Origin of the sequence: Pseudomonas sp. BN414, assembly GCF_029871275.1 — a bacterium.
Classification (GTDB): domain Bacteria; phylum Pseudomonadota; class Gammaproteobacteria; order Pseudomonadales; family Pseudomonadaceae; genus Metapseudomonas; species Metapseudomonas resinovorans_C.
This window is the reverse complement of sequence record NZ_SSOL01000078.1, coordinates 297,474-323,207: the sequence shown is the minus strand read 5'-3', so window position 1 is coordinate 323,207 and position 25,734 is coordinate 297,474. Positions and strand designations below refer to the sequence as shown.

At 64.4% G+C, this 25,734-nt stretch carries 28 protein-coding genes; 8 read left to right on the top strand and 20 right to left on the bottom strand.

The genetic code is table 11. From position 1 onward, the window contains the following. The first annotated feature begins 35 nt into the window (after positions 1–35). The 5 genes from pip to E8E95_RS26745 all read left to right on the top strand — a co-directional run bounded on the left by pip (position 36) and on the right by E8E95_RS26745 (position 4,224). Positions 36–1,010 (top strand): prolyl aminopeptidase, encoded by a 975-nt coding sequence (pip, locus tag E8E95_RS26765; RefSeq protein ID WP_280355181.1) that lies wholly within the window; start codon positions 36–38, stop codon positions 1,008–1,010. Further along, positions 1,010–1,447: a D-aminoacyl-tRNA deacylase gene (dtd, locus tag E8E95_RS26760; protein ID WP_280355180.1), complete on the top strand. Its 438-nt coding sequence runs from the start codon at positions 1,010–1,012 to the stop codon at positions 1,445–1,447. The genes pip and dtd overlap by 1 nt, the downstream gene beginning before the upstream one ends. 202 nt (positions 1,448–1,649) lie before the next feature. Then, positions 1,650–2,441 carry a transporter substrate-binding domain-containing protein gene (locus E8E95_RS26755; protein ID WP_280355179.1) on the top strand — a complete coding sequence of 264 codons (792 nt, stop codon included), beginning with the start codon at positions 1,650–1,652 and terminating at the stop codon, positions 2,439–2,441. A gap of 93 nt (positions 2,442–2,534) precedes the next feature. Next, on the top strand, positions 2,535–3,497 hold the full coding sequence (locus E8E95_RS26750; RefSeq protein ID WP_280355178.1) for an amino acid ABC transporter permease: 963 nt from the start codon (positions 2,535–2,537) through the stop codon (positions 3,495–3,497). Next, positions 3,490–4,224 carry an amino acid ABC transporter ATP-binding protein gene (locus tag E8E95_RS26745; protein ID WP_179062526.1) on the top strand — a complete coding sequence of 245 codons (735 nt, stop codon included), beginning with the start codon at positions 3,490–3,492 and terminating at the stop codon, positions 4,222–4,224. Before E8E95_RS26750 ends, E8E95_RS26745 begins: the two co-directional genes overlap by 8 nt. 135 nt (positions 4,225–4,359) lie before the next feature. Here E8E95_RS26745 and E8E95_RS26740 read toward each other — a convergent pair whose 3' ends face one another. The 10 genes from E8E95_RS26740 to ubiE form a co-directional block, all read right to left on the bottom strand. Then, entirely contained in the window at positions 4,360–4,782 is a 423-nt protein-coding gene (locus tag E8E95_RS26740; RefSeq protein WP_280355176.1) for a UPF0158 family protein, read from the bottom strand. A 53-nt stretch (positions 4,783–4,835) separates the two neighbouring features. Further along, the gene (locus E8E95_RS26735) at positions 4,836–5,543 is read right to left on the bottom strand and encodes a 16S rRNA (uracil(1498)-N(3))-methyltransferase (RefSeq protein WP_280355174.1); all 708 of its coding nucleotides are present in this window, start codon (positions 5,541–5,543) and stop codon (positions 4,836–4,838) included. Next, positions 5,540–6,334 (bottom strand): twin-arginine translocase subunit TatC, encoded by a 795-nt coding sequence (tatC, locus tag E8E95_RS26730; RefSeq protein ID WP_179062523.1) that lies wholly within the window; start codon positions 6,332–6,334, stop codon positions 5,540–5,542. Before tatC ends, E8E95_RS26735 begins: the two co-directional genes overlap by 4 nt. After that, a complete protein-coding gene (gene tatB, locus E8E95_RS26725) occupies positions 6,331–6,834 on the bottom strand; it encodes a Sec-independent protein translocase protein TatB (protein ID WP_280355172.1) in 504 nt (167 codons plus the stop codon). Before tatB ends, tatC begins: the two co-directional genes overlap by 4 nt. Before the next feature lie 6 nt (positions 6,835–6,840). Then, positions 6,841–7,101, bottom strand: a complete 261-nt coding sequence (locus E8E95_RS26720) for a twin-arginine translocase TatA/TatE family subunit (protein ID WP_179062521.1) — start codon at positions 7,099–7,101, stop codon at positions 6,841–6,843. Between the two features lie 25 nt (positions 7,102–7,126). Next, positions 7,127–7,462 carry a phosphoribosyl-ATP diphosphatase gene (locus tag E8E95_RS26715; RefSeq protein WP_179062520.1) on the bottom strand — a complete coding sequence of 112 codons (336 nt, stop codon included), beginning with the start codon at positions 7,460–7,462 and terminating at the stop codon, positions 7,127–7,129. After that, positions 7,455–7,856, bottom strand: coding sequence for a phosphoribosyl-AMP cyclohydrolase (gene hisI / locus E8E95_RS26710; RefSeq protein WP_077524727.1), 402 nt, complete (start codon positions 7,854–7,856; stop codon positions 7,455–7,457). The genes E8E95_RS26715 and hisI overlap by 8 nt, the downstream gene beginning before the upstream one ends. A gap of 78 nt (positions 7,857–7,934) precedes the next feature. After that, positions 7,935–9,530: a ubiquinone biosynthesis regulatory protein kinase UbiB gene (gene ubiB / locus E8E95_RS26705; protein ID WP_280355171.1), complete on the bottom strand. Its 1,596-nt coding sequence runs from the start codon at positions 9,528–9,530 to the stop codon at positions 7,935–7,937. Continuing rightward, positions 9,527–10,144 carry an SCP2 sterol-binding domain-containing protein gene (locus tag E8E95_RS26700; RefSeq protein WP_280355169.1) on the bottom strand — a complete coding sequence of 206 codons (618 nt, stop codon included), beginning with the start codon at positions 10,142–10,144 and terminating at the stop codon, positions 9,527–9,529. Before E8E95_RS26700 ends, ubiB begins: the two co-directional genes overlap by 4 nt. Then, a complete protein-coding gene (gene ubiE / locus E8E95_RS26695; protein WP_077524730.1) occupies positions 10,144–10,914 on the bottom strand; it encodes a bifunctional demethylmenaquinone methyltransferase/2-methoxy-6-polyprenyl-1,4-benzoquinol methylase UbiE in 771 nt (256 codons plus the stop codon). Before ubiE ends, E8E95_RS26700 begins: the two co-directional genes overlap by 1 nt. Before the next feature lie 142 nt (positions 10,915–11,056). Between ubiE and E8E95_RS26690 the strand changes: the two genes are divergently transcribed. The 3 genes from E8E95_RS26690 (at position 11,057) to E8E95_RS26680 (ending at position 12,871) form a co-directional block, all read left to right on the top strand. Next, positions 11,057–11,332 (top strand): polyhydroxyalkanoic acid system family protein, encoded by a 276-nt coding sequence (locus E8E95_RS26690; RefSeq protein ID WP_077524731.1) that lies wholly within the window; start codon positions 11,057–11,059, stop codon positions 11,330–11,332. A gap of 164 nt (positions 11,333–11,496) precedes the next feature. Further along, a complete protein-coding gene (locus E8E95_RS26685; RefSeq protein WP_280355168.1) occupies positions 11,497–11,928 on the top strand; it encodes a phasin family protein in 432 nt (143 codons plus the stop codon). A gap of 10 nt (positions 11,929–11,938) precedes the next feature. Beyond that, positions 11,939–12,871, top strand: a complete 933-nt coding sequence (locus E8E95_RS26680) for a phasin family protein (RefSeq protein ID WP_280355167.1) — start codon at positions 11,939–11,941, stop codon at positions 12,869–12,871. Between the two features lie 48 nt (positions 12,872–12,919). Here the strand turns inward: E8E95_RS26680 and E8E95_RS26675 are convergent, their stop codons facing one another. From E8E95_RS26675 to E8E95_RS26630, 10 genes are all read right to left on the bottom strand, one after another. Beyond that, a complete protein-coding gene (locus E8E95_RS26675; RefSeq protein ID WP_120654153.1) occupies positions 12,920–13,534 on the bottom strand; it encodes a TetR/AcrR family transcriptional regulator in 615 nt (204 codons plus the stop codon). A 76-nt stretch (positions 13,535–13,610) separates the two neighbouring features. Further along, positions 13,611–15,293, bottom strand: coding sequence for a class II poly(R)-hydroxyalkanoic acid synthase (gene phaC / locus E8E95_RS26670; protein ID WP_280355165.1), 1,683 nt, complete (start codon positions 15,291–15,293; stop codon positions 13,611–13,613). 171 nt (positions 15,294–15,464) lie between these two features. After that, positions 15,465–16,322 carry a poly(3-hydroxyalkanoate) depolymerase gene (gene phaZ / locus E8E95_RS26665; protein WP_179062514.1) on the bottom strand — a complete coding sequence of 286 codons (858 nt, stop codon included), beginning with the start codon at positions 16,320–16,322 and terminating at the stop codon, positions 15,465–15,467. Between the two features lie 153 nt (positions 16,323–16,475). Further along, positions 16,476–18,155, bottom strand: coding sequence for a class II poly(R)-hydroxyalkanoic acid synthase (gene phaC / locus E8E95_RS26660; RefSeq protein WP_280355162.1), 1,680 nt, complete (start codon positions 18,153–18,155; stop codon positions 16,476–16,478). Between the two features lie 276 nt (positions 18,156–18,431). Then, positions 18,432–18,806 (bottom strand): DUF971 domain-containing protein, encoded by a 375-nt coding sequence (locus E8E95_RS26655; RefSeq protein WP_280355161.1) that lies wholly within the window; start codon positions 18,804–18,806, stop codon positions 18,432–18,434. 56 nt (positions 18,807–18,862) lie between these two features. Continuing rightward, entirely contained in the window at positions 18,863–20,200 is a 1,338-nt protein-coding gene (hslU, locus tag E8E95_RS26650; RefSeq protein WP_280355159.1) for an HslU--HslV peptidase ATPase subunit, read from the bottom strand. A gap of 29 nt (positions 20,201–20,229) precedes the next feature. Then, a complete protein-coding gene (gene hslV, locus E8E95_RS26645) occupies positions 20,230–20,760 on the bottom strand; it encodes an ATP-dependent protease subunit HslV (RefSeq protein ID WP_280355158.1) in 531 nt (176 codons plus the stop codon). A gap of 96 nt (positions 20,761–20,856) precedes the next feature. Further along, entirely contained in the window at positions 20,857–21,573 is a 717-nt protein-coding gene (locus E8E95_RS26640) for an SPOR domain-containing protein (protein ID WP_280355157.1), read from the bottom strand. Between the two features lie 6 nt (positions 21,574–21,579). Beyond that, complete coding sequence (argS, locus tag E8E95_RS26635; RefSeq protein ID WP_280355155.1) at positions 21,580–23,319, bottom strand: arginine--tRNA ligase; 1,740 nt, start codon at positions 23,317–23,319, stop codon at positions 21,580–21,582. 136 nt (positions 23,320–23,455) lie between these two features. Further along, a complete protein-coding gene (locus E8E95_RS26630; RefSeq protein ID WP_280355153.1) occupies positions 23,456–25,678 on the bottom strand; it encodes a primosomal protein N' in 2,223 nt (740 codons plus the stop codon). Between the last annotated feature and the right edge of the window lie 56 nt (positions 25,679–25,734).

Here is a 25,734-nt window from a genome sequence, read left to right as displayed (position 1 = left end):
GGAGTCGACCTTTCGCACAGATTCGGGAGCCAAGAATGCAGACTTTGTATCCGGAGATAAAACCCCACGCCCGGCACGAGCTGGCGGTGGATGCGCCGCACGTGCTCTACGTGGACGAGAGCGGCACGCCGGAAGGGCTGCCGGTGGTGTTCATCCACGGTGGCCCGGGAGCCGGCTGCGACGCCCTGAGCCGGCGCTTCTTCGATCCGAACCTGTACCGCATCGTCACCTTCGACCAGCGTGGCTGCGGCCGCTCGACGCCCCATGCGAGCCTGGAAAAGAACACCACCTGGGACCTGGTGGCGGACCTCGAGCGCATTCGCCAGCACCTCGGGATCGACAAGTGGGTCCTGTTCGGCGGTTCCTGGGGTTCCACCCTGTCCCTGGCTTATGCCCAGGCGCATCCGGATCGCGTGCTTGGCCTGATTCTGCGCGGTATCTTCCTGTGCCGTCCGCAGGACTTCGAGTGGTTCTACCAGGAAGGCTGCAGCCGCATGTTCCCCGACTACTGGGAAGATTACCTGGCGCCGATCCCGGCCGAGGAACATGGCGACCTGATGCAGGCCTTCTACAAACGCCTGACTGGCCCTGACCAGATCGCCCAGATGCACGCCGCCAAGGCCTGGTCCACCTGGGAGGGCCGCACCGCTACCCTGCGCCCGAGCGCGCCGGTGGTGGAGCGCTTCAGTGAACCGATGCGCGCCCTGTCCATCGCCCGTATCGAATGCCACTACTTCGTCAACAACGCCTTCCTCGAACCTAATCAGCTGCTCCGCGATATGCCGCGCATCGCGCATCTGCCGGGCGTGATCGTGCACGGCCGCTATGACGTCATCTGCCCCCTGGATAACGCCTGGGCGCTGCACAAGGCCTGGCCGAACAGCGAGCTGCAGATCGTTCGGGACGCGGGCCACGCCGCGTCCGAGGCCGGCATCACCGATGCCCTGGTACGCGCCGCCAACCAGATGGCGCGCCGCCTGCTGGAACTGCCGCCCGAGGAAGACGCCTGATGAAGGCACTGCTGCAACGGGTTAGTGCCGCCCGCGTCGAGGTGGAAGGTGAAGTGGTCGGGGCCATCGACCAGGGCCTGCTGGTGCTGGTCGGCGTCGAGCCCCAGGACACCGAGGCCAGCGCCGACAAGTTGCTGCACAAACTGGTCAACTACCGCGTATTCGCCGATACCGAGGGCAAGATGAACCTGTCCCTCGGCGCGGTCGGCGGCGGGCTGTTGCTGGTATCCCAGTTCACCCTGGCCGCCGATACCAAGAGTGGCCTGCGCCCCAGCTTTTCCACCGCAGCATCCCCGGCGCGCGGTGAGGAGCTGTTCGATTATCTGGTGGAGCAGGCCCGCCTCAAGCATCCACAGGTCGCCACTGGCCGCTTCGGCGCCAACATGCAGGTGCACCTGGTCAACGACGGACCGGTCACTTTCCTGCTCGAAAGCTGAGCTGGCCCGATATCTGCTTCCTGCGACTCGCCATCCACGAAGATGCGGTTTAGCATGCGCGCCATGCCCCGTCGTTCGTGGGCTGCACAACAACAACGAGCTGCCCCATTGGCAGGCTCTTGAAACGCTACCTGCGTGGCCGAGGCGTCGCCTCGACTGCCTCGTAAACGTTTCTCAACGAGCCGCCCCATTAGGAGAAAGAATGAAAAAGTTTCTCGCGTCACTGCTGTTCGCCGCCAGCGCACTGACTGGCCTGGCCCACGCTGGCATGGTCGATGATGCAGTCAAGCGCGGCACCCTGCGTGTCGGCATGGACCCGACCTACATGCCCTTCGAAATGACCAACAAGCGCGGTGAGATCATCGGCTTCGAAGTCGACCTGCTCAAAGCCATGGCCAAGGCCATGGGCGTGAAGCTGGAATTGGTGTCCACCAGCTACGACGGCATCATCCCGGCCCTGCTGACCGACAAGTTCGACATGATCGGTTCCGGCATGACCCTGACCCAGGAGCGCAACCTGCGCATCAACTTCTCCGAGCCCTTCATCGTGGTCGGCCAGACCCTGCTGATCCGCAAGGAGCTGCAAGGCGACATCAAGTCCTACAAGGACCTGAACGATGCCAAGTACCGCATCACCTCCAAGATCGGCACCACCGGCGAGATGGTCGCCAAGAAGCTGATCTCCAAGGCCCAGTACCACGGCTTCGACAACGAGCAGGAAGCGGTGATGGACGTGGTCAACGGCAAGGCCGACGCCTTCATCTACGACGCCCCGTACAACGTGGTCGCGGTGAACAAGGCCGGTGCGGGCAAACTGGTGTTCCTGGAAGAGCCCTTCACCTTCGAACCCCTGGCCTACGGCCTGAAGAAGGGTGACTACGACAGCATCAACTGGGTCAACAACTGGCTGAACCAGATCCGCCACGACGGCACCTACGATCGCATCCACACCAAGTGGTTCAAGAAGAACGACTGGCTGAAAGAGATGGAATAAGGCCGCGCCGGCTTCAGGGCCGCGTTGGTTATGACAGGCCCGGCCCACAAGGCCGGGCCTGCCTTTTGTTACCCGCCATGAGCGAGATTTCCCGTGACTAGAAAACATCGCCGTAACTGGCCCTGGCACATCCTGACCGGTCTGATCCTGGTCGTGGTGGGCTGGGGACTCTGGTACTCCACCTCACTGATTTCCTACGAATGGCGCTGGAATCGCGTACCCCAGTACTTCGCCTACCAGGCGGAGGAAAGTCAGCGCGCTGCCGATTACGGCACCGTCAGCGCCATTGCCGACGCCGGCGACAATGCCCGCGTGACCCTGACCGCCGAGGGCGGTGAGGAACAGGTGCTGGAAGTCGCTCGCGACAGCCTGCAGGTGAGCCAGGGCGATGATGTTTCCGAAGGCGACCAGATCGGTGTGACCCGCCACTGGGCCGCCGGCCCGCTGCTCTGGGGCCTCTGGACCACCCTGTGGATTTCCGTGGTATCCGGCGCTTTCGGCCTGTTGATTGGCCTGTTCACCGGCCTCTGCCGACTGTCCAGCAACCCCACCCTGCGCGACCTGTCCACCGTCTACGTCGAGCTGGTGCGCGGTACGCCGCTGCTGGTGCAGATTTTCATCTTCTACTTCTTCATCGGCACCGTGCTGAACCTCTCCCGCGAGTTCGCCGGGGTGGCGGCGCTGGCGCTGTTCACCGGCGCCTACGTGGGCGAAATCGTCCGCGCGGGCGTGCAGTCCATCGCCCGTGGCCAGAACGAGGCGGCACGCTCCCTGGGCCTGACCGCGGGCCAGTCCATGCGTCACGTAATCCTGCCGCAGGCGTTCAAGCGTGTGCTGCCGCCGCTGGCCGGGCAGTTCATCAGCCTGGTCAAGGACACGTCGCTGGTGTCGGTCATCGCCATTACCGAACTGACCAAGAGCGGCCGCGAGGCAATCACGACCTCCTTCTCTACCTTCGAGATCTGGTTCTGCGTCGCTGCGCTGTACCTCGTCATCAACCTGCCGCTGTCGCAAATCGCCAGCCGTCTGGAGCGGAGGCTCGGGAAAAGTGATTGAAGTCCGAAACCTGGTGAAAGTCTTCGATGCTCGCGGCCAAGAGGTGCGGGCTGTGGATAACGTCACCACGCAGGTGAAGCGTGGCGAAGTGGTGGTGGTGATCGGCCCGTCGGGCTCCGGCAAGTCCACCTTCCTGCGCTGCCTCAACGGCCTGGAGGAGCTGGATTCCGGTTCGGTGAGCATCGACGGCGTCGACCTCGCCAACCCGAAGACCGACGTGAACGCCTACCGCCGCGAAGTGGGCATGGTGTTCCAGCACTTCAACCTGTTCCCGCACATGACCGTGCTGGAGAACCTCTGCCTGGCCCAGAAAGTCGTGCGCAAGCGTGGCAAGGCCGAACGCGAGGCCAAGGCCCAGGCGCTGCTGGCCAAGGTCGGCATCGCGCAGAAGGCCAACGAATACCCTTCGCGCCTGTCCGGCGGCCAGCAGCAGCGCGTCGCCATTGCCCGTGCCCTGTGCATGGAGCCCAAGGTGATGCTGTTCGACGAACCGACCTCCGCTCTCGACCCGGAAATGGTCGGCGAGGTGCTGGACGTGATGAAGCAGCTCGCCCAGGAAGGCATGACCATGGTCTGCGTGACCCACGAAATGGGCTTCGCCCGCGAAGTGGCCGACCGGGTGCTGTTCTTCGATCACGGCAAGCTGCTGGAAGACGCCCCTCCCGCGCAGTTCTTCGACAAGCCCCAGGACCCGCGCGCGCAGAGCTTCCTGCGGCAGGTGCTCTGATCAGGCCAGCGGAACCGGCCTTTTGTAGGTTGTGGCTGAGCGGAGCGAAGCCCAACAAAGCCAAGCTCGGCGTCCACAATGTTGGGCTTCGTGACCTCAGCCACAACCTACGACCATCCCGAGCCCCATTAGGGCTCAGTGCAGTGGCGTCGCCGGTTGCAGCTCATTCTCCGCCAACCAGTCCTGGGCCAGCTCGCGCAGGCGGGCTGCCTCGTAGGCGTGCCAGGCTTCCAGCAGCACTGGGTATTCCATCAGCACGTGGCGGAACGTGCGCGCCGGCTTGCGGCTTGCCAAGGCCTGTTCCAGGGCGGAATAGGCGTGGGGATGGACCACTTCATGGAGAAACTCCTGCATCAGCCGCAGTTCGTCGGCCTGACCGAGGGGTTCCACCAGCAGGAACCGCTCCGGCTCCTCGCGCAGCAGGGCTTCCAGTTCGGGATCGGTGTCTTCTTCGGGGATTAGCAGCACCTTGCCGCTGAGCAGGTCGAGGTAGTGGTCGAGTCCAAAGGTGTTGAGGGCGAAGGCGAGTTGGTCGAGGTCGATGGTCAGCGGGCGCATGGCTCAATCTCGATAGCGGAGAGGATGTTGCCAGCCTACGCCAGCGCCGCGCCTCAGAACAGCCGGGCGAGCAACGCCGTTACCGCCGTCTCCACGCGCAGGATGCGCTCGCCGAGTTGAACGGGCTGCAGGCCGGCCTCGTGCAGTTTCTCGACCTCGTAGGGAATCCAGCCGCCTTCGGGGCCAATGGCCAGGGTGATGGGCTCGTTCACGGCGCGGGGACAGGGCGGGTGGTCACCGGGGTGACCTACCAGGCCCAGGGTGCCGGAGGCGAGCTGCGGCAGGCGATCTTCGACGAAGGGCTTGAAACGCTTCTCGATGACGACTTCGGGCAGCACGGTGTCCCGTGCCTGCTCCAGACCCAGGATCAGCTGTTCACGGATGGCCGCCGGATCGAGGAAAGGGGTCTGCCAGAAGCTCTTTTCCACCCGGTAACTGTTCAGCAGGACCAGGCGCGGAACGCCCATGGCGGCGACGGTCTGGAACACGCGGCGGAGCATCTTCGGACGGGGCAGGGCCAGCAGCAGCGTGATGGGCAGCTTGGCTGGCGGCGGCTGGTCGAAGCTGACTTCCAGCTCCGCACAGCTGGCTTCGAGGCTCAGCAAGCGACCCTGGCCCATTTGGCCGCCCAGGCGACCCACCCGCAGGCTGTCGCCGGCCTCGGCGCGGTGGACTTCATGCAGGTGCTTGAGGCGCCGGCCTTCCAGGCGCACCCGGTCCGCCGCGATGAAATCGGCGTCTTCGAGAAGCAGCAGGTTCACGGGCGGGTAGCGGGCGGCTGGTCGCCGGGCTCTTCGGCGTCGTCTTCCGGATGATCACCGCGTTTGCGGATCATGCCACCGAAGAACACGCCGACCTCGAACAGCAGCCACATGGGCACGGCCAGCAAGGTTTGGGAGAAGATGTCCGGAGGCGTCAGGACCATCCCCACCACGAAGCAGCCGATAATCACGTAGGGGCGGATGCGCTTGAGGTAGCTGACGTCGACCACGCCGATCCAGATCAGCAGGATGACGGCCACGGGAATCTCGAAGGCGACGCCGAAGGCGAAGAACAGCGTCATCACGAAGTCGAGATAGCTGCTGATGTCGGTCATCATCGACACGCCTTCGGGCGTCACGCTGGCGAAGAAGTGGAAGATCAGCGGGAACACCAGGAAGTACGCGAAGGCCATGCCGCCATAGAACAGCACGATGCTCGAGACCAGCAGGGGCAGGGCGATGCGCTTTTCGTGCTTGTACAGGCCGGGCGCGATGAAACCCCAAACCTGGTGCAGGATCACTGGCATGGCGAGGAACAGCGCCACCACCATGGTCAGCTTGAAGGGCGTGAGGAAGGGCGAGGCCACATCGGTGGCGATCATGGTCGCGCCTTCCGGCAGGTACTGGCGCAGGGGCGCCGATACCAGGGTGTAGATCTTCTGGGCGAAGTAGAACAGGCCCGCGAAGATCAGGAAGATCGCCGCCACGCAGCGCAGGAGGCGCGTACGCAGTTCAGTGAGGTGCGAGACCAGGGGCATTTCCTGGTCTTGTTCCGGCTTCTGGTCGCTCATGGGGTGCGGGACGGCTGCTGCGGTTCAATGGGCGCCTGGGGCGATGGCTGAGACGTCGACGCGGCACTGGGGGCCTGGCCAGGCGCAGTCGGGGCGGCCTGGTTGGGAGCCGCCACACCTGCAGCTGTCGGCGCCTTGGCGGTGGCCGGTGCCGGTGTTGCCTGTGCGGGTTGCGTAGCCGGGGCGACGGGCGCGGGACTTGCCGGTGCGGCGTCGCTTTCAGGCTCTGCCTCGGAAAGCAGGGATTCGACCGTGGGAGGCACGATGCTTTCCTTGATCTGCTTTTCCAGCGCCATGATGTGTTCGTTATGCAGCTGGCGACGGATCTCGTCGGCGCCGATTTCGCGCTCGACCTCGGTCTTGATCGCGTTGAAGCTGCGCTTGAGACGGCCGATCCAGAGACCCGCCGTGCGCGCCGCGCCGGGCAGCCGCTCGGGCCCGAGCACCAGGAGGGCGATCAGGCCGATCAGCAGCAGTTCACCGAAGCTGATACCGAACATGGGTCATCAGTCCTTGCGGGTCACCGGGTCCTGCACCTGCTGCGCCTGGCCGTCGATGGTGTGCGGCTGGTTCAGCGTGGCGCCGGGTTGCTGGGCGGTGGTGGTCTGCTCGGGGGCCTTGTCGCCTTCCTCGGTGTTCATGGCCTTGCGGAAGCCCTTGATGGCTTCGCCGACGTCGGAACCGAGGTTCTTCAGGCGCTTGGTGCCGAAGACCAGTACAACGACGATGAGAATGACCAGCCAGTGTTTCCAGTCGAAGATGCCCATGGTGTATTCCTCTTGATTGTCTTTGTCAGGCGGAGGGCTGGCGAGCGGCCTTTTCGGCGTGCCCGGACAGGCCAAAGCGACGGTCCAGTTCGTCCAGTACGGCCTGGGGGTGCTGGCCGAGGGCGGCGAGCATGACCAGGCTGTGGAACCAGAGGTCGGCGGTTTCGTAGATCAGGTCGCTGGAATCGCCGCTGACGGCTGCATCCTTGGCGGCGAGGATGGTTTCCACCGCTTCTTCGCCGACCTTTTCCAGAATCTTGTTCAGGCCCTTGTGGTACAGGCTGGCGACGTAGGAGCTGTCGGCGGCGGCGTTCTTGCGCTCCTCCAGCACCTCGGCCAGGCGGGCGAGGGTATCACTCATGGTTGTGTCCTGCGGCATAGATGGCATGCGGATCCTTGAGTACGGGGTCGACGGTCTTCCAGCCGCCATTCTCGAAGACACGGTAGAAGCAGCTTTCGCGTCCAGTATGGCAGGCGATGCCGCCCAGCTGTTCGACCATCAGGATGACGACATCGGCGTCGCAATCCAGGCGCAATTCGTGGAGACGCTGTACATGACCGGACTCCTCGCCCTTGCGCCACAACTTGCCACGGGAGCGTGACCAGTAAATGGCACGGTTCTCGGCGGCAGTAAGGGTGAGGGCTTCGCGGTTCATCCAGGCCATCATCAGCACGCGGCCCGTCTTGTAGTCCTGGGCGATCGCCGGGACCAGGCCATCGGCGTTCCAGTGAATCTCTTCCAGCCAGTCTTTCATTGCGTCTTCCACAACTGTGCCGGCCTCAGGGGCCGGCGCTCGGATTCGAACTAGTGTGCCAGTGCCATTCGGGGCTGGCTATCGGCGCAGCACCAGATATAGACCGCCGGCCAGCATCAGCCAGCTCGGCCAGGCCTGCAGGTGCTGCTCCAGGCCCAGGCTGGCGGCGCCCAGCAGCAGGCCGACGCCGAGCAGGCGCAGGGCCAGGCCGTCGTTGCGCTTCTGCCAGGTCGGCGGCGGGTCGGCGGCGTGCGGCTGGCTCATGCGCTCCAGAAGGTCGCGGGTCATGCCTGCCAGGTGGGGCACCTGTTCCACCTGGGATTGCAGGTTGTTCAACAGGCTTCTTGGGCTGACGCGCTCGCGCATCCAGCGCTCGAGGAACGGTTGGGCCGTGGTCCAGAGGTCCAGGTCCGGGTAGAGCTGGCGGCCGAGGCCCTCGATGTTGAGCAGGGTCTTCTGCAGCAGCACCAGCTGCGGCTGGACTTCCATGTTGAAGCGGCGTGCGGTCTGGAACAGGCGCAACAGCAACTGGCCGAAGGAAATGTCCTTCAGCGGTTTCTCGAAGATGGGTTCGCAGACGGTGCGGATGGCCGCCTCGAAATCGTTGACCTTGGTTTCCGCCGGTACCCAGCCGGAGTCGATGTGCAGCTGGGCCACGCGCCGGTAGTCGCGCTTGAAGAAGGCGATCAGGTTGCGGGCGAGGTAGTCCTGGTCCTCGGGGGTGAGGCTGCCGATGATGCCGCAGTCGATGGCAATGTACTGCGGGTTCCAGGGCTGGCGGGTGGCGACGAAGATGTTGCCGGGGTGCATGTCGGCGTGGAAGAAGCTGTCGCGGAACACCTGGGTGAAGAAGATTTCCACACCGCGTTCAGCCAGCAGCTTCATGTCCGTGCGCTGGTCGGCGAGGGTGGCGAGGTCGGTCACCGGGATGCCGTAGATGCGCTCCATCACCAGCACCTTGGGACGGCACCAGTCCCAGTAGACCTGGGGCACGTAGAGGAGCGGCGAGCCATCGAAGTTGCGGCGCAGCTGGCTTGCGTTGGCCGCCTCGCGGAGCAGGTCGAGTTCGTCGTAGATGGTCTTTTCGTAGTCGTCCACCACTTCCACCGGGCGCAGGCGGCGGGCATCGGCGGAGACGCGCTCGGCGAGCCGGGCGAGGATGAACAGCCAGGCGAGGTCCTGGCGAATGATCGGCCGCAGGTTCGGGCGGATCACCTTCACCACCACTTCTTCACCGCTTTTCAGCTGCGCGGCGTGGACCTGCGCCACCGACGCCGAAGCCAGCGGCTCCACGTCGAAGCGGGCGAATACTTCACTGACGCTGGCGCCGAGTTGTTCCTCGATGCGTGCGACGGCTTTCTCCGGAGCGAAGGGCGGTACCTGGTCCTGCAGGCGCGCCAGCTCATCGGCGATGTCTGGCGGCATCAGGTCACGGCGGGTCGAAAGCAGCTGGCCGAACTTGATGAAGATCGGACCGAGGTCTTCCAGGGCTAGGCGCAGGCGCTCGCCACGGGTCAGGCTGAGTTCCTTGCGCGGCAGCCAGCGCCAGGGCAGGACGTGGCTCAGCGTGCGCAGCCACCAGGGCAGCGGCAGTTCGAGCAGCAGGTCGTCGAGGCGGTAGCGGATGACGACCTGCTGGATGCGCAACAGGCGGCGGGCGGCGAGCAGCTTCATGCTAAGGGTTTGGTTCTCTGGTTCAGGCGTTCGACGCGGGCGTCGAGGCGATCGAGGGCGAGCTTGAGGCGATCCAGTTCAGCGAAGCGTGCGTCGGCTTCGCGGCGGCCCACGAGGGTGCGCGACTCTTCGGCCAGGTAATCGGCGAGGTTCTGGCGCAGGCTTTCCAGGCCCTGGCCTGCCCAATTGGCGCGCAGCTTCAGGTGGCCGGCGAGCAACTGGGTACCGACCGGGCCGAGCCAGCGCGACAGCTCGTATTCCCAATCCAGCTCGAGGTCCTGGAGGATAGCGGCCAGCTCCAGGAGCACTCCGCTGTCGCCTTCGAGGGTGACTTCCGGGCTATGCAGGACGGCGGTCTTTTCCCGCGTGGTGGCCAGCTTCAGCAGGCTGCTGGCCGGCGCGCGCAGGCGGCAATCGGCGGGAGCGGACCAGTGGGCGGACAGCTTCAGGCCGTCGCCGCCGGGGAGCAGGAAAAGGGTCAGGGCCGGACTCTGGCAGTCCACTTTGATGACGCTGCCTTCAAGGGATGCCATGCGCGGCAGCGCCGTGCTGTCCAGTGTCAGCACCCGGTTCAGGCCGAGCTCGATACCGGCCAGCAGCGCCTGGGTCAGCATCAGGGCTTGATGCCACGGTGCAGGGCGACGATGCCGCCGGTCATGTTGTGGTAGGTGACGCGCTCGAAGCCGGCTTCGACCATCATCGCCTTCAGGGTTTCCTGGTCCGGGTGCATGCGGATCGACTCGGCGAGGTAGCGATAGCTTTCGGAGTCGTTGGTGATCAGCTTGCCCATCAGCGGCAGCAGGCTGAAGGAGTAGGCGTCGTAGGCCTTGGACAGCAGGCCGCTGGTGGGTTTGGAGAACTCCAATACCAGCAGGCGGCCGCCCGGCTTGAGTACACGCAGCATCGAACGGATGGCTTCGTCCTTGTGCGTGACGTTGCGCAGACCGAAGGCGATGGTGACCACGTCGAAGTGGTTATCGGGGAAGGGCAGCTTCTCGGCGTCGGCCTGGACGAAGCTGACGTTGCCGGCCACGCCGCTGTCCAGCAGCTTGTCGCGGCCCACCTTGAGCATCGAGGCGTTGATGTCGGCGAGTACCACTTCGCCGGTCATGCCGACCAGGCGGGAGAACTGGCGGGTGAGGTCGCCGGTACCGCCGGCGATGTCCAGCACGCGGTTGCCCGGGCGAACGCCGGACAGCTCAATGGTGAAGCGCTTCCACAGGCGGTGGACGCCCCCGGACATCAGGTCGTTCATCAGGTCGTACTTGGCCGCTACCGAGTGGAAGACCTCGGCGACCTTGTCGGCCTTCTGGCTTTCGGGGACCTGCTGATAACCGAAGTGGGTCGTGGGTTCGGCGTCGTTGCCTTTGCGCTGATCGTTCATGTCGCTGCCACCGGAATTGAATGGCGGCCATTCTAATGCCCGCGTCCGGCTTTGTCTTGGCGCCCGACGGCGGCGGACGCGGTCAGGGGCCGCGGGCACTGGTATATTCACGCGACCAAAGGTCGCAGTTCAGGAACCCCCCATGTCCCGCATCCAAGTCGAACGTTCCCATGCCCTCGGTCGCGAAGCCGTCCGTGGGAAAGCCGAGAAACTGGCCGAGCGCCTGGCGCGCGAATACGACGTGCGTTACCAATGGCGCGGAGACACCCTGGAATTCAAGCGCAGCGGCGCCGACGGACAGATCGAGGTAAGCGATTCGAAGGTGCGCGTGGAGGTCAAGCTGGGCCTGTTGCTGTCGGCCATGAGCGGTAGCATCAAGCGCGAGATCGAGAAGGCGCTGGACGAATACCTGGTCTGAGCCCCATCCCTTCCCAGGGCCGCCTGGCGGCCCTTCGCGAATGAATCCGCGCCCACCTGAACGGCCACTTTCGCGGCTAGTATGCGGTTTCTAATTTTCCTCGCTACCTTGCGCTCAAGTCCTGAAAAAGGGCGAGTCATCTACCATTCCGCGTGAGGTGCACCATGGCCAAAGTAGCCGTCAAGAAGAAACTCGAGAAAGCCGAAAGCAAGTCCACTGTCATCGGCGACGTGAAGCTCTACGCCCGCAAGATCTGGCTGGCTGGCCTGGGTGCCTACGCCAAGGCCGGCGCCGAAGGCGTCGACTACTTCAAGGAGCTGGTGAAGGCCGGCGAAGGCGTCGAGAAGCAAGGCAAGAAGCTCGTCGATGAGCAGGTCGAAGCCGCCAACAGCCAGTTCGACAGCGTGAAGAACAGCGTCACCGGCGTGAAGGAAAAAGTCGAAGTCCAACTCGACAAGATCGAGAAGGCGTTCGACAACCGAGTAGCCAGCGCGCTCAACCGCATTGGTATTCCCTCCCGGCAGGACGTTGAGGCACTCTCTGCTAAGCTTGATGAGCTGAGCGCGTTGCTCGAGCACGTCGCGCGAACCAAATAAGGAGAGCAGGATGGCTGGCAAGAAGAAAACCGATAAAGACACCAACTCCTGGATCGGCGAGATCGAGAAATACTCGCGCCAGATCTGGCTGGCTGGCTTGGGGGCCTACTCGAAGGTCAGCAACGACGGCTCCAAGCTGTTCGATACGCTGGTCAAGGATGGTGAGAAGGCTGAGAAGCAGGCCAAGACCGAAGTGGACAAGCAGGTAGACGCGGTCAAGTCGAAGGTCGGCGCCCGCGTGGGCACGGCCAAGTCCAAGGTCGAAGAGGTCCGGGGCAAGGCGATTGGCAAATGGGGCGAGCTGGAAGAGGCTTTCGACAAGCGTCTGAACAGCGCCATTTCCCGTCTCGGCGTGCCCAGCCGCAGTGAAGTGAAGGACCTGCAAGGCAAGGTCGATACCCTGACCAAGCAGCTCGAGAAACTCACTGGCGTGTCGGCGAAATCGGTCAAGCCCGCTGCTGCCAAGACTGCCGCCAAGCCGGCTGCCAAAGCTGCTGCGAAGCCCGCCGCCAAGCCAGCCGCTAAAGCTGCTGCAAAACCGGCTGCGAAAGTCGCTGCTGCCAAACCGGCGCCCAAGGCAGCCGCTGCCAAGCCTGCTGCTAAACCGGCAGCCAAGCCTGCGGCAAAAGCTGCGGCGAAACCCGCCGCCAAGCCGGCAGCTGCAGCCAAGCCTGCTGCTAAACCGGTTGCCAAGCCTGCCGCTGCCAAACCGGCGACAGCTGCCAAGCCCGCTGCAGCGAAACCTGCTGCGAAGCCGGCAGCCGCGAAGAAACCGGCCGTGAAGAAACCCGCCGCGCCCAAGGCCGCCAAGCCTGCCGCACCGGCTGCTGCTCCCGCAGCACCGACCGCAGCAGCTGCTACTCCGGCTCCCAGCGCAGCACCGGCAGCAGCACCGGCTCCGACTCCGGCAGTACCGGCAACTCCGCCGGCCAGCCAGTCCTGAGCTGTATCGGTATGACGAAAACGCCCGGCATTGCCGGGCGTTTTCGTTTCAGGTCTCCCGGTAGCGCCGGGCGAGGTTCTCCGCCGCGTGGCGGGAGCCGGGTCGCAAGTGCGGAGCGACCAGCATCATCACCTGATAGACCACCAGGCGTATCTCGCCTCCGCTGCCCAGTACCCGCTGGTAGTCGAGTGAGAACAGCAGGGTCAGGGTGATCTGCTCCACCAGTTGGCCAAGGGCTTCGGTATCGCTGACCAACTGGTCTTCGGACTTCAAACGAGCCAGCAGGGCGGCCAGGGTGCGCTTGAGGTGGTTCAGCCAGTTGCGCATGCCACGGGCCAGCTTGGGCAGGCGGCCGGCCAGGTTGGACAGGTCCTGGAACAGGAAGCGGTACTGCGACAGGCGTTCCACGATCAGGTGCAGGAACAGCCAGTAATCCTCGGCGTCGAGTTGCGCATCGGCCGGTGGGTCGAGCAGCGGCGCCAGCTCTTCCTGGAAGCGCTCGAACAGCGCCATCACCAGCGGTTCCTTGCCGTGGAAGTGGTAGTAGAGATTGCCGGGGCTGATGCCCAGTTCAGTGGCGATTTCCAGGGTGGTGACGTTGGGTTCGCCGTTGAGGTTGAACAGCTCGAGGGCGCATTCGAGGATGCGGTCGCGGGTCTTCATCCAGGTTTCTTGTCAGGCATTCAAAGAGAAAGTGAAGGACCGGCCGGCGTCTCGCGCGGCCGATCACGCATGTTTTTCAGCGCACGTGAACGTAGGTTCCAGGCGCGGCTTCCATCGGCGGGTAGTCCTGGTTGCCCAGCGCCATGATGGTTTCCCGTTGCTCGCCGGAGCGCTCCTGAATCCAGCCCAGCCATTGGCTCCACCAACTGCCTTGTACGTGCTTGGCGTCGTAGTACCAGGCGCGTGGGTCGGAGCTGAGCTTGCCGTTCTCGTAGAAATTGGCCTTGGGGTTTCCCGGCGGATTGAGAATGCTCTGGATGTGGCCGCTGTTGGACAGCACGAAGCGGCTGTCGCCGCCCAGCAGCATCGCGGAGCGGTAGACGGCGTCCCACGGGGTGATGTGGTCGTTGATGCCCGCCACGCTGAAGCTGTCCACCGTGACCTTCTGCAGGTCGATGGCGGTGCCGCAGATCTCCAGGCCACCGCTGCGGGTCAGCGGGTTGTGCTTGAAGAAATCCAGCATGTCGCCATGCAGGGCGGCGGGCAGCCGGGTGTTGTCGTTGTTCCAGTAGAGGATGTCGAACGCCGGGGGCTCGCGGCCCAGCAGGTAGTTGTTGACGAAGTAGTTCCACACCAGGTCGTTGGGACGCATCCAGGCGAAGATCTTCGCCATGTCCTTGCCGTCCAGAACGCCGGCCTGGTACGAGCGACGCTTGGCGGCTTCCAGGGTCTGCTCATCGGCGAAAAGCGCGGCGGGACTGTCCACCTGGCTATCCAGCAGGCTGACCAGGTAGGTGGCGCTGGTGACCTTGCGCAACTGCCGGCGCGCCTGCAGGTGTCCCTGCAATGCGGCGATGGTGAGGCCGCCAGCGCAAGCTCCCGCGAGGTTCACTTCCTTGCTGCCGGTGATGGCGCGGCAGGCTTCGAAGGCTTCTTCGAGGGCCTGCACATAGGTCGACAGGCCCCATTCACGGTGCCGCGCATCCGGGTTGCGCCAGCTCACCATGAACACTTGCAGGCCATTCTTCAGGGCGTACTGGACGAAGCTCTTATCCGGGGCGAGGTCGAAGATGTAGTACTTGTTGATCTGCGGCGGCACCACCAGCAATGGGCGCAGGTACTGCTTTTCGCTCATTGGTTTGTACTGGATCAGCTCCAGCAGCTCGTTGCGGTAGACCACTGCACCCGGCGTGTTGGCGAGGTTGCGGCCGATCTCGAAGGCATGCTTGCTGACCTGGCTGGGCATGCCGTCGTTGTGCAGCAGGTCGTCCACCAGATGACTGAGTCCCTTGATCAGGCTGAGGCCGCCGGTGTTGAACAGCTCCTTAACGGCCAGCGGATTGAGCAGGCTGTTGGTGGGCGACAGTGCGTCGCTGAGTTGGGCCATGACGAAGCGCGCGCGGGCGCGGTCGTCGTCGCTGAGGTCGCTCTCGTCGATCCAGGTGCTGAGTTGCTTCTGCCAGGCGAGGTACACCTGCAGGCCACGACGGTAGAAGGGGTTGTGCTGCCAGGAAGGATCGGCGAAGCGGCTGTCCTGCGGATTGGGCTGATGCAGGGTATCGCCAAGCAGCACACGACCGACCTGGCCGCCGAACGCGAGCATGTGCCGTGCGCTGTGCACCGGATGCCGCAGCCCTTGTAGCGCCAGGTTGCGTACGGTGGAAAGCAGATCCTTGCCGCGCAGGCCGACGATGGCGTTTTGCGCGTTCATGAAAGCGGCTGGTGCCGGCAAGGTGCCCGGGACTTGTTTTTCTCGCATGGGGCAACGCTCCGTATTCGGTCCGTGGTTCAGGAGGACTACAGCAAGGCTTGTACCACCAGGAGCCCGAAGGGCATTCCAGACTATCTCCAGCAAAATTCAAGTTGATGACAGCACGCACCGGTCTGGTTCGGGCGTCATGCGGCCGCCCCACAAGGGAGCGGCAGGTTCTCAGCTATTACGCAGCGGCAATGCCTGTGGATGGATCACGGCACGATGACGCTCCTCGGCGAGGAACTTCATGATGATCGGCGCCACCGTTTCGGCGCGGGTCACGAGGAACAGATGACCGTCGTCGATGACATGGAGTTCCGCATTCGGAATCCGCCAGGCCAACAGACGCATGTTCACCAGGGGAATGATCGGATCGTCGTCGCCTGCCAGCACCAGCGTGGGTTGGCGGATGCGGTGCAGCCAGTGGATGCTGGTCCAGCCGAAACCGGCGAACAGTTGCCAGTAGTAGCCCATCTTGCCGGACGAGCGCACCTTGCTGGCGTGAGCCATGGCCAGGCCCGGGTCGCGGCGGAAGGCGCCCCCGTAGATGTCGGGTGCGATGTGCACGCCGTAGGACGGTTGTATGTAACGTCGCGGGCTCGCCATGCGCCAGAGCACCTTGGGTTTGCCGGGCACCATCACGGCGCCGGCCGAGGTGGCGGCGAGAATCAGTTTCTTGCAGCGTTCCGGGTAGTCGTGGGCGAACTGCTGTGCCAGCGCACCGCCCCAGGACACGCCAATGGCGCTGACCTGGCCGTAATCCAGGTAGTCCAGCATGCGCGCGGCGAGCTTGGCCAAGCCGGAGAAACGGTACGGCGTACGCGGGGTGGACGACCCACCGACACCGGGTACGTCGAAGGCGATCACTTCCAGGTCCGGGTCCAGGGCCTGAACGAAGGGAAACACGAGTTCGAGGTTGGCGCCGATGCCGTTGAAGATCAGCAGCGGCGTCATGTGCGACTGCCCGGGGCGAACGGCGGTTCGGATGGTCTGGCCATCCAGCTCGATGGTGCGGAATACGAAAGGTAGCGGCATGCGCAAAGCCCTATTGATTAAAACGCCGGGGGAAGCGTTCGCGAGCGCCCCCCGAATCTGCCAGGCGGTGCCTGACCGGCACCGCCGGCAGATACCGGCGGCGCGTAGGGCACTTCCTGGTGCCATGGGCAGTGGTGCGCAGGGCGCAGTCTGTCATCGCTCGTGCACGTAGGTGCCAGGCGCAGCTTCACCGGCCGGGAAGGCCTTGTTGCCCAGGGTGAAGTTGGCTTTCTTGGTTTTGCCGGAGCGCTCGCCGATCCACTGCTGCCAATGCAGCCACCAGGAGTCGGCGTGCTTGGTGGCGTTCTCCAGCCAGACTTTCGGGTCTGCCGGCATGTCGCTGCTGGTGGAGAAACGCGCCTTGGGGTTGCCAGGCGGGTTGAGGATGCTCTGGATGTGGCCGCTGTTGGACAGCACGAACTCACACTTGCCACCCAGCAGCCGCGCCGAGCGGTAGCAGGCTTCCCAGGGGGTGATGTGGTCCGAAGTGCCTGCGAGGCAGTAGAAGTCGCAGGTGACCTGCTTGAGGTCGATGGGTGTTTCGCAGACTTCCAGGGCATTGGGCCGGGTCAACGGGTTGGTCTTGAACATCTCCACCAGCTCGCCGTGGAAGGCGGCGGGCAAGCGCGTGGTGTCGTTGTTCCAATAAAGGATGTCGAAGGCCGGCGGCTCGTTGCCCAGCAGGTAGTTGTTGACCCAGTAGTTCCAGATCAGGTCGTTGGGGCGCATCCAGGCGAAGACCTTGGCCATGTCCTTGCCTTCCAGCACGCCGGCTTGGTACGAGCGGCGCTTGGCGGCTTCCAGGGTTTGTTCATCGGCGAACAGGGCGACCTGGGTGTCGAGGTTGAAGTCGAGCACACTGACCATCTGGGTGAAGGCATTGACCTTGTTCTCGCCAATGGCCTGGTAGTGGCCAAGCAGGGCGACGGTGGTGATGCCGCCGGAACAGGCCCCAAGCATGTTGAGGTCCTTGCTGCCGGTGATCTTCAAGACCACGTCGATCGTGTCCTTGAGGGCCTGGATGTAGGTGGACAGACCCCATTCGCGTTGTGCCTTGGTCGGGTTGCGCCAACTGATGATGAAAGTCTGCAGGCCGTTGCGCAGGCAGAAGCGCGCCAGACTCTTTTCCGGTGACAGGTCGAAGACGTAGAACTTGTTGATCTGCGGCGGTACCACCAGCAATGGACGTTCATGCACGCTTTCGGTGATGGGCTTGTACTGGATCAGTTCGAGGACATCATTGCGATAGACCACGGCACCTTCGGTGGTGGCGACGTTCTGGCCGACCTCGAAGGCATCCATGTTCACCTGGCTGGGCATGCCACCGTTGTTCACCATGTCCTTGGCCAGGTGGGAGAGGCCATCCAGCAGGCTCTTCCCGCCCGTCTCGAAGAAGCGCTTGACCGCAGCGGGGTTGGCCATGCTGTTGGTCGGTGCCATGGCTTCGGTCATCAGGTTGATGACGAAGTGTCCGCGGCTGGCGTCCTGGCTCGACAGGTTGCTTTCGGAGATCCAGCTATGCAGTTCCTTGCGCCAGGCGAGGTAGGTCTGCAGGTAGCGTCTGTAGAGCGGGTTCTGGCTCCAGGCCGGGTCATTGAAGCGGCGGTCATCGGCTTCCGGATGCAGACCGGATTGGCCAAGCAGAACGTTTTTCAATTCCAGACCGAAATGGGCGACGTGTTTTGCACTGTGAAAAGGCTGCTTGATGGCCTGCAACAGCACCATCCGCGCTGAAGACAGCAAGTCCTTGCCGCGGATCCCTATGACCGGATTGAGGTTCAGGGTGTTATCCGAGGCTTGGTGCTGCAGGTCTTCATTGTTCTTGTTGCTCATCTACGACGCTCCATTGTCCTGAGTCGAACAGCGCTCTGGCGGAACAGCGCGCTGATACGCTCGGGTTACCGGGAAGGCGAAGCGAACTTCGCGAATTTCTCTGTATCTGGCGATGCCAAATGCATGGAACTTGCCAGAACTTGGTTACCCGAGTTTGTCAGTTTGCGCAAGCGGACCGCAGAGAGTTCGCTGCAGCGGGAGTATGTCGCGAGCATTTAGAAAAAGCGCCCTAACCTTGGGCGGTCAGGGCGGGAATGGGGCGCGTTGCGCACCGCTTCAGAGCATGAGCTTGACGACGGATTCGTCCGGATCGCGGGAGCGGCCTGCGGCCGCAAGCTCCTGCAGATAGTCGTTCCACAGCGCTTGCTCGCGGGTGGCGAGTTCGTAGAGGTAATCCCAGGTGAACAGGCCGCTGTCGTGGCCGTCATCGAAGGTCAATTTCAGGGCATAGTTGCCGGCCGGCTCGAGCTTGGTCAGGCCGACGTTCAGCTTGCCGTACTGCAGGATGGGTTTGCCGTGCCCCTGTACTTCCGCCGAGGGGGAATGCACGCGCAGGAATTCGGCGCTCAGCGTGTAGCTTTCGTCCGGACCGTACTTCAGCGTCAAGGTCCTGGAGGCCTTGTGAAGTTCGATACCGCTGGGGATGCGCATGTCGGGGTCTCCAAACGAAGATAGCCGGCGTGCCGGCTATCTTCAGTGTGCACCTGTCAGAGGATGTAGCGCGACAGGTCTTCGTCCTGGGCCAGCTCGCCGAGGTGGCCGTTCACGTACGCGGCATCGATGTGGATCGGCGTTTCGTCGTGTTGCGCGGCGAGATCGCCGGCACTGAAGGAAACCTCTTCCAGCAGGCGCTCGATCAGCGTGTGCAGGCGACGGGCACCGATGTTCTCGGTCTTCTCGTTGACCTGCCAGGCAATCTCGGCCAGGCGCTTGATGCCGTCTTGGGCAAACTCGATGTTCAGGCCTTCGGTCTTCAGCAGCGCGCTGTATTGCTCGGTCAGCGATGCATGGGGCTCGGTGAGGATGCGCTCGAAGTCTTCCGGCGACAGTGCCTTCAGCTCCACGCGAATCGGCAGGCGGCCCTGCAGTTCCGGCACCAGGTCGCTGGGCTTGGACAGGTGGAACGCACCGGAGGCGATGAACAGGATGTGGTCCGTCTTCACCATGCCCAGCTTGGTGTTCACGGTGCAGCCTTCGATCAGCGGCAGCAGGTCACGCTGCACGCCTTCGCGGGAGACATCGGCGCCGCCGACGTTTCCGCGCTTGGCCACCTTGTCGATCTCGTCGATGAAGACGATGCCATTCTGTTCCACGGCTTCCAGCGCAGCGGCTTTCAGGTCTTCCTCGTTGACCAGGCGCGCGGCTTCTTCGTCGCGCACCAGCTTCATCGCTTCCTTGACCTTCAGCTTGCGGGTCTTGCGCTTGCCTTTGCCGAGGTTGGAGAAGAGGTTCTGCAGCTGGTTGGTCATCTCCTCCATGCCGGGCGGGGCCATGATTTCCACGCCGGCCGGGGATTCGGCCACTTCGATATCGATTTCCTTGTCGTCCAGCTGGCCTTCGCGCAGACGCTTGCGGAACAGCTGGCGGGTGTTGGAATCCTCACGCGGCTGCTCGTCGCCGAAGCCGGTACGTGCCGGGGGTAGAAGGGCGTCGAGGATACGATCTTCGGCGGCATCTTCGGCGCGGTAGCGCACGCGATGCATTTCCTGCTCGCGCATCATCTTCACGGCGGCATCGGCCAGGTCGCGAATGATCGACTCGACGTCGCGGCCGACGTAGCCCACTTCGGTGAACTTGGTCGCTTCCACCTTGATGAAGGGTGCGTTGGCCAGCTTGGCCAGGCGACGGGCGATTTCGGTCTTGCCGACACCGGTCGGTCCGATCATCAGGATGTTCTTCGGCGTCACCTCGGCGCGCAGCTCGGCCGGCAGCTGCATGCGGCGCCAGCGGTTGCGCAGGGCGATGGCGACGGCGCGCTTGGCGTCATCCTGGCCCACGATGTGGCGGTTGAGTTCGTGGACGATTTCGCGGGGCGTCATGGACATGAATGTTGCTCCAATGCGGGACGGCGGCCTTACTCGGCGCTGTCCAGCTCCTCGATGGTCAGGGTCTGGTTAGTGAACACGCAGATGGAGCCGGCGATGTTCAGGGCTGTCTCGGTCACTTCGCGGGCGGACAGCTCGGTGTGTTGCAGCAGCGCCATGGCGGCGGCCTGGGCAAACCCGCCGCCGGAGCCCATGGCGATCAGGCCGTGCTCGGGTTCGACCACGTCACCATTGCCGGTGATGATCAGCGAGGCATCCTTGTTGGCCACGGCGAGCATGGCTTCCAGGCGGCTCAGGGAGCGATCAGTACGCCAGTCCTTGGCCAGTTCGACGGCGGCACGGACGAGGTGACCCTGGTGTTTTTCCAGTTGGCCTTCGAAGCGCTCGAACAGGGTGAAGGCATCGGCAGTGGCACCGGCGAAGCCGGCCAGGACCTGACCGTGGTAAAGACGGCGGACCTTGCGGGCGTTGCTCTTCATGACGGTGTTGCCGAGGGAAACCTGGCCGTCGCCGCCCATGACGACTTTGCCGTTGCGGCGGACTGAAACGATGGTGGTCAAGGGGAGAGTCTCCACGCAGCGGGGCGAAAATGCCCGAATGGAAACTCAGATGGGGGGCCGTGCCCGGCTTTTCAACCGGGCGCGGTAATCAACAGCTCAACGGCTCTGGCGCTGCTGTAACAGCAGGTTGCTGAAACCGCTGCCGGCCAGCTGCTTCTGCGCCGAGGCGAGTTGCTCGCGGTTGGCGTAGGGACCGACCAGTACGCGGTACCAGGTTTCCTCGCGCACAGTGCCGGATTCCACCTGGACGTTCTGTCCCAGAAGAATGATCTGCGCCCGCACCCGGTCTGCGTCGTCGCGCTTGCGGAACGAGCCGGCCTGGAGGAAGAACTGGTTGGTGACTGGCGCCTTGGCCACCACCGGCGCGGGCGGCGGGGTTTCGCCGTTGAGGGCGGCCTGGGCGCGCGCAGCGTCGATCTTGGCGGCTTCTTCCGGGGTGACCGGCTTCTGCGCAGGCGGCGTGGCCGGCGTCTCCTTGGCCACAGCTTCCGGCGGCACTATCACTTCCGACTCCGGCAGCAGGGTGTAGAAGTCGTACTTCGGCTTCGCCGGTTCCGGGGCTGGCGGTGTCGCCGGCTTGGCCTGGGCCTTGCCGGCATCACTGCTGGCCTTGCCGCTGGCGGCACCGTTCGTGGCCTGCTCGGGCTTGGTCCGGCGCACTTCGTCGCGGCCGGGCTCGAGCTGGTTGAGGAAGACCACGAAGCCACCGATGACCAGTCCGATGGCTAACCAGACCCAGCCGGGCACCGGTTTCTTGGCCGGTGCCTGGTAGCGGCTGGCCCCGCGCTTGGGTGCAGGTTTTTTCTTCGCCATAGTCCGTTACATGCGTTCCAGGGTTTGCAGGCCGAGCAGCTCCAGGCCTTGTTTGAGGGTGCGGCCGGTCAGCGCGGCGAGGCGCAGGCGGCTCTGTTGGGTGGCCTGGTCTTCGGCGGTGAGGATCGGGCAGTTCTCGTAGAAGCTGGAGAACAGGCCGGCCAGGTCGTAGAGGTAGGCGCAGAGGATATGCGGTACGCCTTTCTCGGCCACATTGCCGAGCGTATCGGCGAACTGCGCCAGCTTGGCGGCCAGGGCCTGCTCCTGTTCTGCGGCGAGGATGATCTGGCCGTCGATCTCGGAGAAGTCCTTGCCGAGCTTGCGGAACACGCTGGCCACGCGGGTGTACGCGTAAAGCAGGTAGGGCGCGGTGTTGCCCTCGAAGCTCAGCATCAGCTCGAAGTTGAAGCTGTAGTCGCTGGTGCGGTGCTTGGACAGGTCCGCGTACTTCACCGCGCCGATGCCCACGGCCCGCGCGATCTGGCGCAGCTCAGCCTCGTCCAGGTCGGGGTTCTTGCCCTTCACCAGGTCATAGGCGCGCTGTTCGGCTTCGTCCAGCAGTTCGATGAGCTTCACGGTGCCGCCATCGCGAGTCTTGAACGGACGGCCGTCCGCGCCGTTCATGGTGCCGAAGCCCATGTGCTCCATCTCGAAGCTGTCGGGTACGAACCCGGCAAGGCGGGCACAGGCGAAGACCATCTGGAAGTGCAGGGCCTGGCGTTGGTCGACGAAGTAGAGCGCGCGATCGGCCTTGAGCACGCCGCTGCGGTAGCGGGTCGCCGCCAGGTCGGTGGTGGCGTAGAGGTAGCCGCCACCGGCCTTCTGCACGATCAGCGGCAGCGGGTTGCCTTCGGCGTTCTTGAACTCATCCATGAACACGCACAGGGCACCGTCGCTCTCGGTGAGCAGACCCTTGGCGCGCAGGTCGGTGACCACGTTGGCCAGATCGTCGTTGTAGGCGCTCTCGCCCTTCACGTCGGCCATGGTGAGTTTCACGCCCAGGCGGTCGTAGACGGCCTGGCAATGGCTCAGTGAAATCTCGTTGAAGCGGGTCCAGAGCTTCAGACAGTCGGGGTCGCCAGCCTGGAGCTTGACCACCAGCTCGCGGGCGCGGTCGGCAAACTCGGCGGACTCGTCGAAACGCTTCTTGGCGGCGCGGTAGAAGGATTCCAGGTCGGACAGTTCGGCGTCGCTGCCGACCGGCTGTTCCTGCATATAGGCCAGCAGCATGCCGAACTGGGTGCCCCAGTCGCCCACGTGGTTCTGGCGGATCACGGTGTCGCCGAGGAACTCCAGGACGCGTGCGACGCCGTCACCGATGATGGTGGAACGCAGGTGGCCGACGTGCATTTCCTTGGCCAGGTTCGGCGCCGACAGGTCGACGACCACGCGTTGTTGCGGGCCATTCTTGCGCACGCCGAGATGCTCGTCGGCCAGCGCGGCTTCGAGGCGCTGGGCCAGTGCCTGGCTGTTCTGGAAGAAGTTGAGGAAGCCGGGGCCGGCGATCTCGACCTTGGCGACCTGCTCGTCCTGGGGCAGGGCGTTGATCAGCTTTTCCGCCAGGTCGCGCGGCTTCATGCCGGCGGGTTTGGCCAGCATCATGGCGATGTTGCTGGCGAAGTCGCCGTGGCTCTTGTCCTTGGTGTTTTCCACCTGGATAGCCGGGCTGAGGCCCTCGGGCAGCACGCCCTCGCTGGCGAGTCGGGTCAGGGCTTGCTGGATCAGCTGGCGAATGGTGTCTTTCATCTTCTGCTCTTCCGGCCGCCCGGGAAGGGCTGGCGCTGGTTGAAAACTGTGCATTATCGGCGGGCTGCGGCCGCAGCTTCAAGTTTTAAGCGGCGGCCTGCAAGGACCAGTGGGCAATATCGGCCGGGTGGTCGTTCTAGAACAGATCGATGGGGTCCACATCCAGCGACCAGCGCACTGCACGGCCGCCGGGGAGTTGTTCCAGGGCCTGGCTCCAGGGCGTCAGCAGCCGGTGCAGCGGCGCCCGGGCGTTGGCCTGGAGCAGCAGCTGCGCCCGATAGCGGCCGGCGCGGCGTTCCATGGGCGCGGGCACGGGGCCGAGGAGTTCGACGTTGTTGAGTCCCATCTCGGCCAGTTGTTGTTCGGCTTCCCCGCAGGCGCTGTCGAGGAATTCTTCCGCCTGCCCCGGCTTGTGCGCTTCCGCGCGCAGCAGGGCCAGGTGAGCGAAGGGCGGCAGTCCGGCGGCGCGGCGTTCGGACAGGGCCTGTTCGGCGAAGGCGAAATAACCTTGCTCGGTGAGCTGCACCAGCAGTGGATGCTCGGCCAGGTGGGTCTGGATGATCACCTTGCCCGGCTCTTCGGCGCGCCCGGCCCGGCCTGCGACCTGGACGATGAGCTGGGCCATACGTTCGCTGGCGCGGAAGTCCGCAGAGAACAGCCCGCCGTCTGCATCGAGGATGGCCACCAGGGTCACACGGGGGAAGTGGTGCCCCTTGGCGAGCATCTGGGTGCCGACGAGGATGCAGGGTTCGCCGCGTTGGATGGTGGCGAACAGCTTGTCCATGGCGTCCTTGCGCGATGTGCTGTCGCGGTCGATTCGCAGCACCTGCGTCTTCGGAAAGAGGATCGCCAGGCGTTCCTCGGCGCGCTCGGTGCCGGCGCCGACTGGACGCAGATCGACCTTGCCGCAGTCGGGACAGCAGGCCGGCTGGCGCTGGGTATGGCCGCAATGGTGGCAGCGCAATTCGTTGAAGCGCTGGTGCAGGGTCATGCGTGCGTCGCAGCGCGGGCACTGGCTGATCCAGCCGCAGTCATGGCACAGCAGGGTGGGGGCGAATCCGCGACGATTGAGGAACACCAGCACTTGCTGGCCGGCGGCCAGGGTCTGGGCGATGGCCTGTTGCAGCGGCATCGAGATGCCGGAATCCAGCGGCAGGCTCTTCACGTCCAGGCGCAGGAAACGCGGCTGCTTGGCACCCCCCGCGCGCTGGGTCAGGCGTAACAGGCCGTAGCGCCCGGCGTGTGCGTTCTGCAGGCTTTCCAGGGAGGGCGTGGCCGAGCCCAGCAGGATCGGAATGTTCTCCTGGCGAGCGCGCACCAGAGCGAGGTCGCGAGCGTGGTAGCGCAGACCCTCCTGCTGTTTATAGGACGCGTCGTGCTCCTCATCGATGATGATCAGTCCCGGGTTCTTCAGTGGCGTGAACAGCGCCGAACGCGTGCCGATGATGATGTCAGCCTCGCCGTCGCGGGCCGCTAGCCAGGCGTCCAGGCGTTCGCGGTCGTTCACCGCCGAGTGCAGCAGGGCGATGCGCGCATTGAAGCGGCGGGAGAAGCGTTCGAGGGTCTGCGGGCCGAGGTTGATCTCGGGGATCAGCACCAACGCCTGTTTGCCGGCTTCGAGGGTCTGGCGGATCAGTTGCAGGTAGACCTCGGTCTTGCCGCTGCCGGTGACGCCAGCCAGGAGCAGGGCGTTGAAGCTGCCGAATGAGGCATGCACTGCGTCAAAGGCAGCGCGTTGCTCGGCGTTGAGCGGCAGCTCCGGTTGAGCCAGCAGCGGACCATGGCGTTCGCTGGGCGCGTGGCGGCGCACTTCCACTCGGGCGAGGCCCTTCTCCAGGAGGATTTCGAGGCTGTCCTTGTTCAGCTGCAATTGCGCGAGCAGCTGGTGGGCAACGCCGTGGGGATGCTGCGCGAGCGTGGCCAGGGCCTGGCGCTGGCGCGGGGCGCGGGCCAGGCGTGGATCTTCGAGGCTGGCGCCAGGCGTCGCGTGCCAGAAACGCTCCTGGCGGGCTTCCGCTGGCTCGCCCTGGCGCAGCAGCACCGGCAGTGCCCAGCTCAGGGTGTCGCCGAGGCTGTGCTGGTAATACTGGGCGGTCCACAGGCACAGCTTGAACAGCGCCGGTGGGAGCGGGGGGCGGCTGTCCAGCAATTCCAGCGCAGGCTTGAGCTTGTCGGCCGGCACCTCGCTTTTCTCGGCCAGCTCCACCAGCACGCCGATAATCTCGCGGCGACCGAAGGGCACCCGCAGGCGCACGCCCGGTTGCAAGGCAGCGCGGGGTACGCCGGCGGGCGCACGGTAGTCGAACAGGCGGCGCAGCGGGGAGGGCAGCGCGAGGCGCAAGATGGGAGCGTCAGGCAAGCGGCGGTCCTGTCGGAAAAGGCGCGATCTTAGCACGGCCCAGCGCGACAGCCGGC